This is a genomic window from Pseudopedobacter saltans DSM 12145 (assembly GCF_000190735.1).
Classification (GTDB): domain Bacteria; phylum Bacteroidota; class Bacteroidia; order Sphingobacteriales; family Sphingobacteriaceae; genus Pseudopedobacter; species Pseudopedobacter saltans.
On record NC_015177.1, the window covers coordinates 88,227 to 102,965 of the forward strand.

General features: G+C 35.0%; 11 protein-coding genes. 8 read left to right on the forward strand and 3 right to left on the reverse strand.

What is annotated here, in order from left to right; translation table 11 throughout:
- The first annotated feature begins 16 nt into the window (after positions 1-16).
- The 4 genes from PEDSA_RS00320 to PEDSA_RS00335 all read left to right on the forward strand — a co-directional run bounded on the left by PEDSA_RS00320 (position 17) and on the right by PEDSA_RS00335 (position 4,214).
- Positions 17-943, forward strand: coding sequence for a DUF5017 domain-containing protein (locus tag PEDSA_RS00320; RefSeq protein ID WP_013631153.1), 927 nt, complete (start codon positions 17-19; stop codon positions 941-943).
- Between the two features lie 96 nt (positions 944-1,039).
- Complete coding sequence (locus PEDSA_RS00325; RefSeq protein ID WP_013631154.1) at positions 1,040-2,296, forward strand: glycoside hydrolase family 88 protein; 1,257 nt, start codon at positions 1,040-1,042, stop codon at positions 2,294-2,296.
- A 297-nt stretch (positions 2,297-2,593) separates the two neighbouring features.
- Positions 2,594-3,169 carry an RNA polymerase sigma-70 factor gene (locus tag PEDSA_RS00330; protein ID WP_013631155.1) on the forward strand — a complete coding sequence of 192 codons (576 nt, stop codon included), beginning with the start codon at positions 2,594-2,596 and terminating at the stop codon, positions 3,167-3,169.
- A gap of 64 nt (positions 3,170-3,233) precedes the next feature.
- On the forward strand, positions 3,234-4,214 hold the full coding sequence (locus PEDSA_RS00335; RefSeq protein WP_013631156.1) for a Gfo/Idh/MocA family protein: 981 nt from the start codon (positions 3,234-3,236) through the stop codon (positions 4,212-4,214).
- A gap of 12 nt (positions 4,215-4,226) precedes the next feature.
- Here PEDSA_RS00335 and PEDSA_RS00340 read toward each other — a convergent pair whose 3' ends face one another.
- From PEDSA_RS00340 to PEDSA_RS00350, 3 genes are all read right to left on the reverse strand, one after another.
- The gene (locus tag PEDSA_RS00340; RefSeq protein WP_013631157.1) at positions 4,227-5,507 is read right to left on the reverse strand and encodes a hemolysin family protein; all 1,281 of its coding nucleotides are present in this window, start codon (positions 5,505-5,507) and stop codon (positions 4,227-4,229) included.
- 232 nt (positions 5,508-5,739) lie between these two features.
- Positions 5,740-6,210 (reverse strand): hypothetical protein, encoded by a 471-nt coding sequence (locus PEDSA_RS00345; protein ID WP_013631158.1) that lies wholly within the window; start codon positions 6,208-6,210, stop codon positions 5,740-5,742.
- Positions 6,211-6,525: 315 nt separating this feature from the next.
- Positions 6,526-6,906, reverse strand: a complete 381-nt coding sequence (locus PEDSA_RS00350; protein WP_013631160.1) for a hypothetical protein — start codon at positions 6,904-6,906, stop codon at positions 6,526-6,528.
- A 269-nt stretch (positions 6,907-7,175) separates the two neighbouring features.
- Here PEDSA_RS00350 and PEDSA_RS00355 point away from each other — a divergent pair, with 269 nt between their 5' ends.
- The 4 genes from PEDSA_RS00355 to PEDSA_RS00370 all read left to right on the forward strand — a co-directional run bounded on the left by PEDSA_RS00355 (position 7,176) and on the right by PEDSA_RS00370 (position 14,737).
- A complete protein-coding gene (locus PEDSA_RS00355) occupies positions 7,176-8,387 on the forward strand; it encodes a FecR family protein (protein WP_013631161.1) in 1,212 nt (403 codons plus the stop codon).
- Positions 8,388-8,574: 187 nt separating this feature from the next.
- Positions 8,575-11,979: a SusC/RagA family TonB-linked outer membrane protein gene (locus tag PEDSA_RS00360; protein ID WP_013631162.1), complete on the forward strand. Its 3,405-nt coding sequence runs from the start codon at positions 8,575-8,577 to the stop codon at positions 11,977-11,979.
- A gap of 13 nt (positions 11,980-11,992) precedes the next feature.
- A complete protein-coding gene (locus PEDSA_RS00365; RefSeq protein ID WP_013631163.1) occupies positions 11,993-13,423 on the forward strand; it encodes a SusD/RagB family nutrient-binding outer membrane lipoprotein in 1,431 nt (476 codons plus the stop codon).
- A 9-nt stretch (positions 13,424-13,432) separates the two neighbouring features.
- On the forward strand, positions 13,433-14,737 hold the full coding sequence (locus tag PEDSA_RS00370) for a DUF5689 domain-containing protein (RefSeq protein ID WP_013631164.1): 1,305 nt from the start codon (positions 13,433-13,435) through the stop codon (positions 14,735-14,737).
- Positions 14,738-14,739: the final 2 nt, after the last annotated feature.

Genomic DNA, 14,739 nt, shown 5'->3' on the forward strand with positions numbered 1-14,739 from the left:
TTAACTGTAAATGAAAATGAAGAAATTATTTCTAATGTCAATTATAGCTCTGGGATTATTGAGCTGTAATAAAAAGGAGGCTGTTGAGCTTAAATTCAACGTAGAACCTACTAAAACTTCTTATAAAGTGAATGATACCGTAACTTTTAAAGTAAGCGGTAATCCAGATCAGTTGATTTTTTACTCTGGGGAAGAAGGTCGTCAATATATTTATAAGGATAGACTGTTTGCGGAAAGCGACGAAATTACTTTAGAGTTTGCTACCCACAAAAGATATGGGACAGCTGCTGCTCAGCCTAATACCATATCGTTGTTCGCGTCTCAGAAATATAACGGTGCTAAGACTACCTTTTCTGAACAAGATTGGGTGGATATTTCTAGTGCCTTCACTTTTTCTCCATTTGACGGTGCCGAAAATTATACACCTTCAGGTGTTGTTAATTTATTGCAGTTATCAAATTTAGGATTGAATATTGATAAAGAAAAACCCATTTATTTTGCTTTTAAATATCAGGGATTAAGTAATGCTTCCACACAGCCAAGAATTTTTATAAATAAGTTTGATATCAAAACCAAAACAAAAGAAGGTAAAGTTATTCCTGTATTAACATTAGCTACTGGAGGGTGGTCTTCCTTGAAAATTGGTAACACAGCCGTAGACTGGATTATAGACGGAGGATCCAATACAACCAGATTAAGAAATCAGGGAGCCGCAGCAAATGCACCGGCAAATGAGTCATGGGTAATGACAAAAGGATTTTTCTTAACATCCGTTATTCCGGATAGAGGTGTAGCGCTTAAAAATATGAGTACCCGTATTGGTGAGTATAATTATGTATTTACCAAAGCAGGCACTTATAAAGTCACTTTCGTGGCATCTAACGAAAATGTTTATGGTGGTGATAAGGTTATTAAAGAATTAGAGATTGTGGTTAATCCGTAATACCAAAGGGCCTTTAGTATTTTCGAGTAATAGTATTATACTAAAGGTCTTTTTGCAAAAAAAGAGTCTAAAAACAATATATATAAAAGAGAAGTGATGCTTAAAAATTCATTAATTGTAGGTTCTATTGCGCTTGTTGTTGCCGTTTCTTCGTGTAGTTCTAAGCAGGATTTTGTGAAAAATGATTTCGACGTTGCAGAAAAGCAATATGATCTAATGTTAAAACAGTCTACAGATTTAACTAGTTTTCCACGTACAACCAATGCGGATGGATCTGTAAAGGGGACCGATATCTGGGATTGGACACAAGGTTTCTTTCCAGGAGGACTATGGTATATCTATGAATACAGTCAGGATCCAAAATGGAAAGCCGCTGCAGAAAAATGGACGGAAGCTTTGGAAGAAGCTAAATTTTTGACGCAACATCATGATGTAGGATTTGTCATGTACTGCTCTTACGGAAATGCTGTAAGATTAGAAACGGACACAGCCAAAATCAATAAATACAATAAGATCTTAATTCAGTCTGCAGAGTCAGCATTAACGCGATATTATGATAATGTAGGATTAATTAAGTCCTGGAACGATAAAATGTCCTGGGACGGTAAGACATTATGGAAATATCCCGTGATTATAGACAATATGATGAATCTGGAATTGTTATTCTATGTGTCGAAATTAACTGGAGATCCAAAATATAGAAATGTAGCTATTTCCCATGCAGATAAAACTATGAAAAATCATTTTAGAGGTGATTATAGTACTTATCATGTTGTAGATTATGATGCAAAAACAGGAGAGGTTTTACATCAGCAAACAAATCAGGGGTATGCTGATAACTCAACTTGGTCTAGAGGTCAGGGATGGGCGATGTACGGCTATACACTAATGTATCGCGAAACCAAAGATCCTAAGTATTTAGAACATGCAAAAAAGGTATCTGATTTCTTTATCAATCATCCCAACTTACCAAAGGATAAAATTCCTTATTGGGACTTTAATGTAGAACAGGCAGGTTATACACCTGATTGGGATTATAAAGGTCAAAATAAATTGAATTACATTCCTCGTGATGCATCTGCCGGTTCTTTAGCTGCATCTGCATTACTAGAGCTAAGCACTTATGTAGATGGTGCAGAGAAAGAAAAGTATTTTAGAACAGCTGAAGAAATGTTGGAATCATTATCCAGCAAAGAGTATTTGGCAGATCCTGGAACCAATTCGGGATTTATATTGAAACATTCTGTGGGAAGTTTTCCTCATAATAATGAAATCGATGTTCCATTGATCTATGCTGATTATTATTTTCTGGAAGCACTTTTACGCTATAATAAGCTTAAGGAAAGTAAATAAAGTAAAAGTGCTTTTGTGATTTGGTATAAGCCTGTTTGATCTATTCAGACAGGCTTTTTTGTTGAGTTTTGGATACGGGTTTACATATTGTTTATATATAGCTTTATTTAACTTAATATATCAATACTATTTTTGAAAACAACGGATTAGTCTATTTATAAAAACCTCTATGGGTTTTTATTTGTTTCTTTTTGCGTTTTTTATGTTTGTTTTATAAACTTAAAGATATAGATTTGATACAGAATTATAAACTTATTAAAATCTATAATTTTTAGGAATTTTAGAGCTAATATTTAGGTGGATATACTAGGCACTTTTTTGGGGGACAAGGAACTTAACGATCAATCTACTGATGTTAAGGGACTCTTTGATAAATTTTACGATAGGCTGGTTTATTTTTCCTTCCAAATTATAAAAGATCAGGAATATGCTGAAGACGTGGTTCAGGAAGCGTTTGTAAAACTATTGAATAATAAAGATATATTAATCAATTCTGAACCTGTGTTAAAAAGCTATCTTTATAATTCCGTTAAGAATTTAAGTCTTAACGTGCTTCGAAGAGGGAAGGTTGCCGAAAGATATATGCAATTAACTAAAACCGATGATGAACCTACCACAGCCCCAATTGTAGAGGCTATAATATCGGCAGAAGTTTTTTCTCAAATTCATAGAGCATTGGATGAATTGCCGGAACATTATAAACAAATATCCTTTCTTAGCTTTTTTGAAGGAAAGAAAAATCAGGAAGTGGCGGATGAATTGGGCATGTCCATCAATACATTGAAAAAGCAGAAACAAAAAGCGATTCAGATGTTAAGGTTAAAACTGACATCCTTTTTATCTTTAATATTAGCCTTGTTTATCTTCTTATAAACTACCTTTTTATTCCTAATAGATGTAAATTAGGCATCTGTTTCTATAACTTAATTGCTGACATATGAATCATATAAACTGGGGTATTATCGGTTGTGGAGATGTAACCGAAGTAAAAAGTGGTCCAGCATTTAACAGAGTGCCCCATTCTTCCCTTGTCGCAGTTATGCGCAGAAATGCGGAAAAAGCGGAGGATTATGCGAAGAGACACAATGTACCAAAATGGTATAATAATATCGATGATTTATTGTCAAATCCAGATATTAATGCGATTTATATAGCAACTCCACCGTCCAGTCATGAAGAATTATCTTTAAAAGCTCTTCATGCCGGCAAGGATGTTTACCTAGAAAAGCCAATGGCTTTATCAGCGACGGCATGTTTAAATATATTATCTGTTGCTGATAGGCTGGGCAGAAAGCTAAGCGTAGCGCACTACCGGAGATTTATGCCCTATTTTGAAAAAGTAAAGCAATTGATTAGTGATGGTTTAATTGGAGAAATCAACAGCGTTAATCTGCGGATTCTGCAAGGCAGAGACAATAACGTTATTGCAAAGACAGCAGAAAATTGGCGGTTGGACCCTTCTATATCCGGAGGAGGTTTGTTTTACGATTTAGCCCCTCATCAAATAGATTTAATGATTTTTCTTTTTGGTGATGTAAAAAGTGCTACGGGACTCTCAGTAAATCGATATGGTAATGGTCAGGTGGATGATATTGTATCCGGCCAGATTTTATTTCAGAATAATATCATGTTTAACGGCTTTTGGAGTTTTAACAATGCGCCGTTAGATAATGTAGACTTTTGTGAGATTTTTGGAACAAAAGGAAAATTAAGCTTTGGTTTTTTTGGGGAGACGAAAATTAGTATAAAAACAGCTGATGGTGAAAATATAATGGAAATTGTACACCCAAAACACGTACAAGAACCTATTATAGAAAGAGTAAGCGCCTATTTCCGGGAAGAAGGGGAGAATCCGTGTTCGGGAGAAATAGGAGCTGAGGTTTTAAGGGTAATGGATGTATTTAGTGGTAGGATTTAGACGACTATATAATCATATTTTTTTTAACCGGGTTACCAGTATTTTATCAATTCTATGTCCGTCTTTATCAATAATTTCAAATTCATAATTACCCAAACGCACTTTATCACCAAGTTCGGGAAGTTCGTCATGTAAATAAATTATAAATCCGGCTACGGTGGTAAACTGATCGCGCAAGTGTTCGTCAAGATGTAACTTAAAGTATTTTTTGAAATTTAGAAAATCGTATTGTCCATCAACAAACCAACTATTTGCATCTCTTTTTACAATTTGATATTCTTCGTAATTGTTTTCAGTAATATCCCCAATCAAGGCTTCTAAAACATCATCCATAGTCACCATACCTTCAGTAGCTCCGTATTCATCGATAATGATCGCGTAATGCATCATATGTTTTTTAAATGACTCCAGAACGTTATAAGCGTATGTGTTTTCGTTAAAAAACAAGGGCTTTCTTATGTGTTTTTGAATGTCAAAGTCGCTTTTATCCGCAATAAACAAATCTTTTAGTAAGACAATACCTAAAATTTCGTCGAGATTGTTGTCCTTTACCAGGGGATAAGCGGAGTGTTTTTCTTTATTAATTTTGGTGATGATATCATCCCAAGTATCATCTGAGGAGAAGAACACCAGATCCCTTTTATGCGTGTGTAAAGATTTTATTTTTCTATCCCCAAGTTCAAACACCCGTTCTACAATGTCTTGTTCTATGTCTTTAATTTCCCCACCTTGGGCGCTCTCTTTTACCATAGATTTAATTTCATCTTCAGAGACTCTACTGGATATGGTGTTTTTTATTCCTAAAACTTGTAATAAAAAGTTATTGGATTTGGTTAATAACCATACAAATGGAGAAGTAATATTTGCCAAAATATGCATAGGTTTGGCTAAGATCACGGTTATTGGTTCAGGAAATGTCATGCCAATACGTTTGGGAAGCAATTCGCCCACAACAATGGATAAATAGGTGACAGTTACGACGATCAGTAAGGTAGCAACGCTATTGGCATATGGTTTAATAATCTCGAAGCTGGAAAGATAATAGGCAAAGTTCTCCGTTAAGTTTTCGCTACTGTAGATGCCCAGTAAAATGCCTATAAGTGTTATGCCAATTTGAACGGTAGAGAAGAATTTAGTAGGGTTTTCGGCCAGCTTTAAAGCTGTTTCTGCACCAGAGCTGCCTTTTTCCTTTTCATTTTGTAACTTAAACCTTCTGGAAGAAACCAAAGCCATTTCTGACATAGAGAATATCCCATTTAATATTATCAGCCCTATAATTATAATGATCTCCATTGGATGTTTTAATTACTTTGTTAACATCTTTTCGGCTATTTAAGTTTGAAATTCGTAAGATAATAATGTGAAGACTATTTTTTTGTAGAGCTTAATCTGAAAAACCTGGAATTAGTGGTTAAGCAACGATATCGTTTTATGTACATACAATAGCTTGTAGTAAATCAACATCTTCTTTAAAAAAGCTCAACATTTCTGATTTGATCTTTATATATAAATAATAGCTAACAATTTATTTAATCTTATATATGGCTTCTCTAACAGCAATCATATCAGGCTGATTATTTTTACAGTTTTGAGTGCCGTCTATAAGCTTGTCAGCAATAAATATATTATAGTCTTTACAGTTTTTAAAAATGTTGAATTCAGAATTTTGAATATCCCATACAACCCCTTTTCCCTTTATTGCATTAGCGGCCATAATTCCGCCTGCAACACCTCCAATTCCGTAACCAGTTCCTTGTGCCCAAGCATTAGCAAGCTCGACTTCTGTATAAAGAAAATTGTTCCCACCCATTAGAACTTTGCTATATGTATTTGGTGTATTGCTTGTTTGTGATTTATCTGCTTTATTTCGATTAGAGAGAATTGCTGCAATTTGAAAGTATAAAGCCCCTTTATGTGAAATTGCAAATGGCTTGGTTAATCTTTTATCAGTATCTTCATAATAAAAGAAGCAAACAGATTCTACACTGTCCAGCAATTTTCTGTTAATACCTAAAGTGCTTTTTGTAATCAGATTACGTTGCTCTGAAGGCGTTTTACTAATAAAGTCCTCTTTTGTTAGCTATATACCTTCTGGAAAATAATTTTGAAAACCTATTTGCGGCTGAGCAGATGATCTAAATGCAAATGTTAATAATAAAAATAGAGACAAGTAAAGATTCTTCATTTGAATTTTTTTACTAAAATTTCCTTTTTTATTAAAGGTTATAAATAAGTGATATTAAGAAGTGATTTTAAAAAAAATAGTCGGTTGGAATCCAGCCGACTATTTTAAAACTTGCTTATTAATAAATTAGCGTTTGCAATTTGCCGTCCAAACGCCTTTGTCATTTGTATAAGCAATAGAGAGATTGCTTTCAGTGATTGTAATGGCTTTTGATGCATCACCTCCAATGGAAATAACTGTATTGGCGTCTTTTCTAAACTCTACTCCGTTTAAGTCTGGAATACCATCAGAGAAAATGAAATTATAATTATTCCCTACTTTTACTACCCTAACTGTTCCATTGTCATTTTTCACTTCTTTATCACTACTTAAAAAATGTATACTACCTCTGTAAGTTCCTACAAATAAGTCATTATCTGCAGGATCGTCATCTTTACTACACGATACCATAATCACAGAAGCAAATGCAAATAATGCGAACACAAATAATTTCTTTAAATTTTTCATAGCGTTGTTTTTTTGTTAAAAATTCTAATAGACGCTATATGCCAACTATTGTTCCATATTTATTTGTGTTTTGCTGCTTTTTTGCTTTTTATGTTGTGTAAATGGTTGTTTTTCAAAGGTTTGATTTTGTGAAATTAGACTTAACTAAGTTCACAATAATGTGCATTCAATGCGATGCATTAGTGTTCAGAATATAGTTCAGTTTTATTATTCAAAAAAAGATAGATTTCTTTTATCCACTTTATAAAACAAGGTGTCTTAGTATATATATGCAGAATTTCGACGACTTTGATAAGATATTTAGAATTAGTGATCTTGTTGTAAAATACATCAGGAAGGAATTGAATATGCAGGAGCAAAGCGAACTGAATCAATGGATAGAAAGTGATTCTGAAAATAAAGCTTTGTTTGAAAGATTGGTGAAAGAGAGAAATATTGAAGAAGAATCCAATCTTTTTTCGACTGGTAATAAGCAACAGGCCTGGCAAAATATTATGAACAGAACAGAAGGGGTGGAATTAAAGCATCGCCGTGGTTCTTACATGAAATATGCTGCGGCTATTGCCTTTTTAATCTTATCGTTTTTTGCAGTTATTAAATTCAAGTTATTTTCAGGAGAGAATTTGCTGAAAGAAAGTCAGGTTGCAAAAGTTGAGCCTACAGAAATTTTTCCGGGCGGAAATAAAGCGGTGTTGACTTTGGGCGACGGGTCTCGCATTGTGCTGGATAGTCTGAAAGATGGAAATATAGCGGAGCAATTAGGAGGTATAGTAAAAAAGACAAAAGAAGGGCAAATCGTTTATGATCTTTCAGATATAACAACCAAAATTGAAAGTCAGAAGTTGGTGTATAATACCGTATCCACACCTAAGGGAGGCGAGTATCAGCTTACTTTACCCGATGGAACCAAAGTTTGGTTAAATTCTATGTCTACATTAAAATTTCCTGTGGTTTTCGCTGGTAATGAAAGAAAGGTAGAACTTACGGGAGAAGCTTATTTTGAGGTTGCCAAAGATAAAACCAAACCATTTTTTGTACAGGCCAAAGATACTAAAGTTCAGGTTTTGGGAACTCATTTCAATATTTCTGCTTTCGCAGATGAAACCGAAGTACGAACCACTTTATTGGAAGGATCTGTTAAGGTAGACAGGGGAATGAAAACGATCGTCCTTGTACCGGGACAAGAAGCCTCAGCTTCGGATTCCAAAGTAGGTTTTACAGTACGGGAAGCTGATTTAGAGAAAGTGATGGCATGGAAGAATGGTTATTTTGTATTTAGAGATGAACCTTTGGAAAGCTTAATGAAAAGAATAAGCCGATGGTACAACATAGAAGTTGACTATAAGGGTGATATGGGAAGTAATACTTTCGGTGGTAAATTCTCGAAGAATAGTACGCTTTCCGAATTATTAAGGAGTTTAGAATTAACAGGAACAGTAAAATTTAAAACGCAGGAAAGGAGGGTAACCGTAATGCAGTAATTTTTTACGTTCATAAATTCATTACAGAAAAAGCCGAGAGAGCTGGACCCTCTCTCGACAAAGTCGTCTGTAATTGATAACTGATTTTAAGGGAACCAGGTTAAAATATTACAAATTCATTCAAATGTATAAAAAATACACTGCTTTATGCAAGGCTTCTTGCATACCTATTAAATTTTTTCGTATAATGAAACTCAGTATTGTATTACTGTTAACAGCTTTCATGCAAATAGCAGGGGCCGCCAGTTTTGCCCAAAAGCTCACGCTGACTAAGCAGAACGCATCCTTGAAAAATGTATTGAAAGATCTTGAAGCTAAGACCGGCTACAATTTTATTTATAATACTACCATGCTTGAAGGGACAAATTTGGTCTCTTTCAATTTAAAAGAAGCGACACTGGAGCAGGTCTTAGATAAGGCGTTGGAAAACCAGTCCTTAAGTTATACTATTAATGGAAATACAGTAGTAATAATAAGGAAAACATTTACCGAACAGCCTAAAAAGCCAATAATCATCAAAGGAAAAGTAGTTGATAAGAATAACGAACCGCTTCCGGGCGTAGGTGTGAAAATAAAAAATACCAATGTGATGGAAGTGACTAATGTTAATGGAGAATATTCTATCAGAGTCACCGATCCGAAATCGATATTGGTATTTAGTTTTATTGGTTTTCAATCAAAAGAAGTAATCGTTGGGCAACAGACCAGCATTAATATAACATTAAATGAGGACGTAAAGGCGCTAAGCGAGGTTGTTGTAACCGCTTTGGGTATTCAAAGAGAAGAGAAATCTTTGGGATATGCTGTTACACAGGTAAAAGGTGAAGATTTAATGGATGCAGTATCCAATAACTGGACTGATGCTTTAAGTGGAAAAGTTGCGGGGCTAAATATGATAAAATCTGGTGGTGGACCTGCTGGATCTAATAAAATTATATTAAGGGGTGAAAGTTCACTAAGTGGAGATAATTCTGCGTTGATTGTGGTTGATGGTGTGGTAGTTAGTTCAAAAATATCCGAACCAAACGGATCTTATTTAGGAAGTGAAAACCCCATCGATCATGGTAATGGTATTAGTGATCTAAATCCGGAAGATATAGAAAGTGTGACGGTTTTGAAGGGGCCTGGAGCTGCGGCGTTATATGGTTCCAGAGGTTCCAATGGTGCAATTATTATTACTACAAAATCTGGTAAGCCTAGCCAGAAGGGATTAGGAATTTCATTTAATTCTAATTCTACTTTTGGTACAATTAATAGATGGCCCGACTTTCAGTATGAATATGGTCAGGGTGCTGTAGGTTCTGATCAATATTATTCCTGGGGAAAAACAGATGATGGTGCCAATACCAAAAATACGGGTGCTGCCTGGGGACCAAAATTTGATGGACAGGAATATTTTCAATGGGATCCTAATTTATTAGGTGCCGGTTTGGAAAGAACACCATGGGTACCCTATAAAAACAATAGAAAAGACTTTTTCGAGGTATCGCAAACTTATACAAACAGTTTGTCTGTAAGCGGAGGAAATGCAAAAACAACTGCTCGTTTAAACTTTACTAATTTAAAAAACGAATGGATTGTTCCAAATACAGGATATAATAGAAATACAATTGCATTAAATGTTACTCAAAAAGTAAACGATAAATTAGATATCTCCACGAAGATTAGTTACAATAATAAATATTCTGACAACTTACCTTCAACAGGTTATAATAACCAAACGGTTATGTATAATATTATTGCGCTGGTACCTAATGCAGATATTAATTGGTATAAGCGATGGTGGATACCTGGACAAGAGGGGTTAAAGCAAATTAGGATGTTCAGTAATGGTTTAGATAATATTTATCTATCCGTTAATGAAATGTTGAATGGCTCTAACAGAGATCAATTAATTGGTACTATCAGTGCGAATTATGAGTTTACAAAAAACCTAAATCTAATGGTTAGAGCATCAATGGATTGGTCGGGCGAATCTCGCTCTCAGAAAAAGCCTAAAGATTCTGCCAGATTTCCTGAGGGAATGTTCCGTACCCAGGATATCAATATGAAAGAGACTAATGCAGATTTTTTGTTAAGATATAAACATAAAATTAGTGAAGATTTCGAAGCCAATTATTCTTTTGGAGGATCTTCGATGTTAAATTCCTATAAAATGATTTCTTTATCGGCTGATCGTTTGAGATATCCGGGGATTTATACATTTGCTAACAGACAAGATAGGGTAGTTGCTTCATCTAGAACACAAGAGTATGCTGTAAATAGTTTTTACGGTATGGCACAATTTGCCTACAAAAACTTCTTGTATCTGGATATTACCGGACGTAATGACTGGGCCTCTACTTTAGCAACCAAGTATTCTACAGAAAATACTCCTTTTTTCTATCCATCGGTTAACTTAAGTGGTATTATTTCTGATATCGCTACTTTACCTTCTTCAATTTCTTTCTGGAAATTAAGAGCCTCCTGGGCAAATGTAGGCGGTGGCGGTGTTACCCCATATCAAACCGGATATAATTACGTTGCCAAAGAAGAGTATTCTGCAGGAATGGCAAACCCAACATTTATTGCCAATCCTAATTTAAAGAATGAACTTTCTGCATCTATAGAGTTTGGAACAGACATTCGTTTTTTCAAAGGCAGATTAGGTTTAGATGCTACCTATTATAAGAGTAACATCAATAACCAAATTCTAAGGGTTCCTGTAGATAGAGCCACGGGCTATAGCTATACGATGATGAATTCTGGTTTGGTACAGAATAAAGGAGTTGAAATCCAATTGAATGGAACACCAATGAAGCCGAAAAAAGGTATTACCTGGGACGTTTCGGCAAACTTTGCAGCTAATAGAAATACTATTGTGTCTTTAGCGGATAGTGTGACTACATACTTAATGCAAAGTGGTCCGCGTGGAACCATGGAAGCCAGGGTAGGCGGTAGAATGGGGGATCTATATGGATTGGGCTATAGAAGAAATGAAGAAGGAAAAATCATTTATAATGATCAGGGATATCCTACTTTGACGGAAGAAGTGATTTATTTAGGAAAAGCAACTCCAGATTTTACCTGGGGTATCACCAATAGCTTTAAATACAAGCAATTTAGATTCAAGGTATTGGTAGATGGCCAATACGGTGCTGTAGCTTATTCTCATACTCATGCCGCCGCTTCTATTGCCGGTAAATTAACAAACAGCCTACCTGGTAGATATAACGGAATTATAGGGGACGGAGTGCAAAGAAATCCAGATGGAACATATAGACCAAATGATGTTGTTGCACAGCAGATAGGGACCTATTATAACGAGCATTTTAAAAGCGACAACGTAGAAGCAAATACTTTCAGTACAGACTTTATTAAGCTACGAGAAGCAAGATTGGATTATACACTTTCTCCAAAACTAGTAAAGAAACTTAAGTTGCAACGGGCAACGGTAGGTATTTATGGGAGAGATCTGTTTGTGTGGAGCGATTGGCCAGCTTACGATCCAGAGTTTGGAACATTAGGAGGTAGTGATATCCAAAGAGGTTTTGAGGTAGCACAGTTCCCTTCTACCAGAAATTTTGGTGTAAACGTTTCATTTAGTTTTTAAGGAGGATATAGAAATGAAAAAAATTATAGCAGCTTTATTGATTACCGGAAGCTTGGTTTCTTGTACCAAAGATTTTAGTAAGTTAAATACAAGTAAAGATGGAGCAGAATATACTACTCCGGAAACTTTATTGGGGCCTGCAATTCATGATGTTATCAAAAGGAATCTTAACAGATGTTTAAGACTTACGCATGAGTTGATGCAGGTTCACGTAACATTATCAGATTCCGATGAAATTCACAGATATGTAATAAGACCTCAAGAGTCAGATTATATGTGGAACAATTGGTATTTACAGTTAACTAATATCAGAGATATTTACGAAGGAGGAGATGTTATTAACAGTAATGCGTTTATGGGAATATCGCTAATTCTGGATTCTTGGGTATATTCTCTGATTACTGATGTTTATGGAGATGTTCCATATTTTAATGCCAATAAAGGGAGAGAGGGAATATTACAACCGAAGTTCGATCGCCAGAAGGATATCTACGAAGATTTATTTAGAAAGTTGGAACAAGCAAATGAGTTGCTGAAGAATGCTTCTTTAACAGATACAGAGAAATCTCTTGATCCATTATATAAAGGTGATTTAGTGAAGTGGAGGAAATTTGGTAACAGTCTTTATTTAAGACTGCTTTTAAGAGTTTCTGGAACGGGCGAGCTAAATGCTACAGATAAGATATTGGAAATTGTAGAAACCCAAAAGGCTAATTATCCAATTTTTACGAGTAATAACGATTCTGCAATATTAAAATTTGAATCTAGTGCACCGTATCTGTCAGAGTTTCACGAATACAGAGATATAGATTTCAGAACAAATAGTAGTTATGGAAGTTTCTTTATTGATAATCTAAATAATTGGGGTGACCCTAGGCTGGAAAGATGGGCATCAAAAAAAGATGGAATATTTGAAGGCATTCCCAGTGGATATCCAGTTGGGCAAATTCCTGCACCTCAATCTCAGTATTTAGCGACATTAAAATCCGAACCTTTATTAGGGAATATTATCAATTACGGAGAATTAAAACTTATTCTGGCAGAATGCGCATTAAAAGGTTATATCCCGGGCAGCGCAGAAACGTATTATAAAGATGGCGTAACTGCAGCTATTACCATGTGGGGCGGCACTGTACCTAGCAATTACTTTTTAACTACTTCGGCAACATGGGACGAGACAACATCTTTGTCTCGTAAGTTAGAAAAAATTATTACTCAGAAATATTACACTTTATTCTTTACAGACTTCCAATCTTGGATAGAGTTAAGACGTACAGGATTCCCAGTTTTACCAAAAGGGCAAGGTTTGCAAAATGACGGTATTATGCCTACAAGACTAAAATATCCAGTTAACGTTCAAACATTAAACAGGGAAAATTATAAAGAGGCAGTTGCCAACATGGGAGGTGACGATTTGAAAACTAAAGTTTGGTGGAATAAATAAGAAATAAAGATGAAAATATATCTAAAGAATTTTTTTGTTTACCTGGCTGGATTAATCGTATTGGCATCGTGTTCTAAAAATGAATATGAGTCTGGAGGTACGGTAAGTACAGTGATGAGTATTACTAAAATAAAAAGTCTTCATAACGGAGATGACGTATTAATCAATAAAGAAAATTTTGAGGGCGCTTATCAAGTCTCTGGTGTAGTCATTTCAGATCGAAATAATGGAAATATTGCACCCAATGAAATTGTTGTTCAAAACTCCTCAAGAGGAACTACGTCTGGACTAATATTTAGTTTTAATGATAATAATGTGGATGTCAATTTGGGGGACTCAATTAAAATTGATATACATGGAACTGTTTTGGCCCGAAAAAATGGAGCATTAAAAGTTAGTGGAGAAAACTTTACTTTTTCTAAGATCACAAAGGTTTCTTCTAACAATATAGTAAAACCCAGGCTGGTAACTTTAATCGACTTATATTCTAACTTTTTTGGTTACGAAAGTACTTTGGTTCAGCTTAATAGTATGAGCTTTGATAATGTGGCAAATGGTCAGGTTTATAATGGAGAAGCGAAATTTCATACAGAAAGTGCAAGTGCCATTTATTTGACTACGCTACCAACAGCAAGCTTTGCCCAAAAAGCATTGCCTTTATTAGCAGATTTTGTAGGCATAGCCACCTATTATGACGCGAATTCAAACAACTTCAACAGAGCAAAGACTTTGTTGAGAATGAGAAATGAAGAGGATACTTTTAACGAAACAGGGGCGATCTATGCAAATTTTCCAGAAACTTTCGAAAGTGTACCAGCTTCTCAAAAAGCGGACTACTTAATGCCCGCAATTGACGATAAAGTAACATTTGGTTCAGGTACTTGGAGATTATATCAGGCAGTAATCGGAAACACACCTAGTTATGACAGATTTAATCCATTAAATGGTCTTCAAGCTATTCGTTTAAAAGATAAATTAAATGGGTCTGCATATTTAGAAATGAATTTCGATTTAACACATGGTGCCTCTAAAATTGAAATTATACATGCTATTTACGGTTTGTATTCAAGTGATCCAAAAGTTGCTTCGGCATGGAACCTGGAATATTCTCAGGATCAGGGTGCAACCTGGACGAAACTGGGTAATACTGTTGCAGAAACTAATACAAAAAATCCTTCAATAGTAACTTTTAATGTAAATATTAAAGGAAAGGTACGTTTTAGAATTAATAAGCTAGGATACGATGGTTATCCAAATGGGCAAACGGGTATGCTAAATATCGATGATTTTACAGTTTATCAAAATATTGATTAATT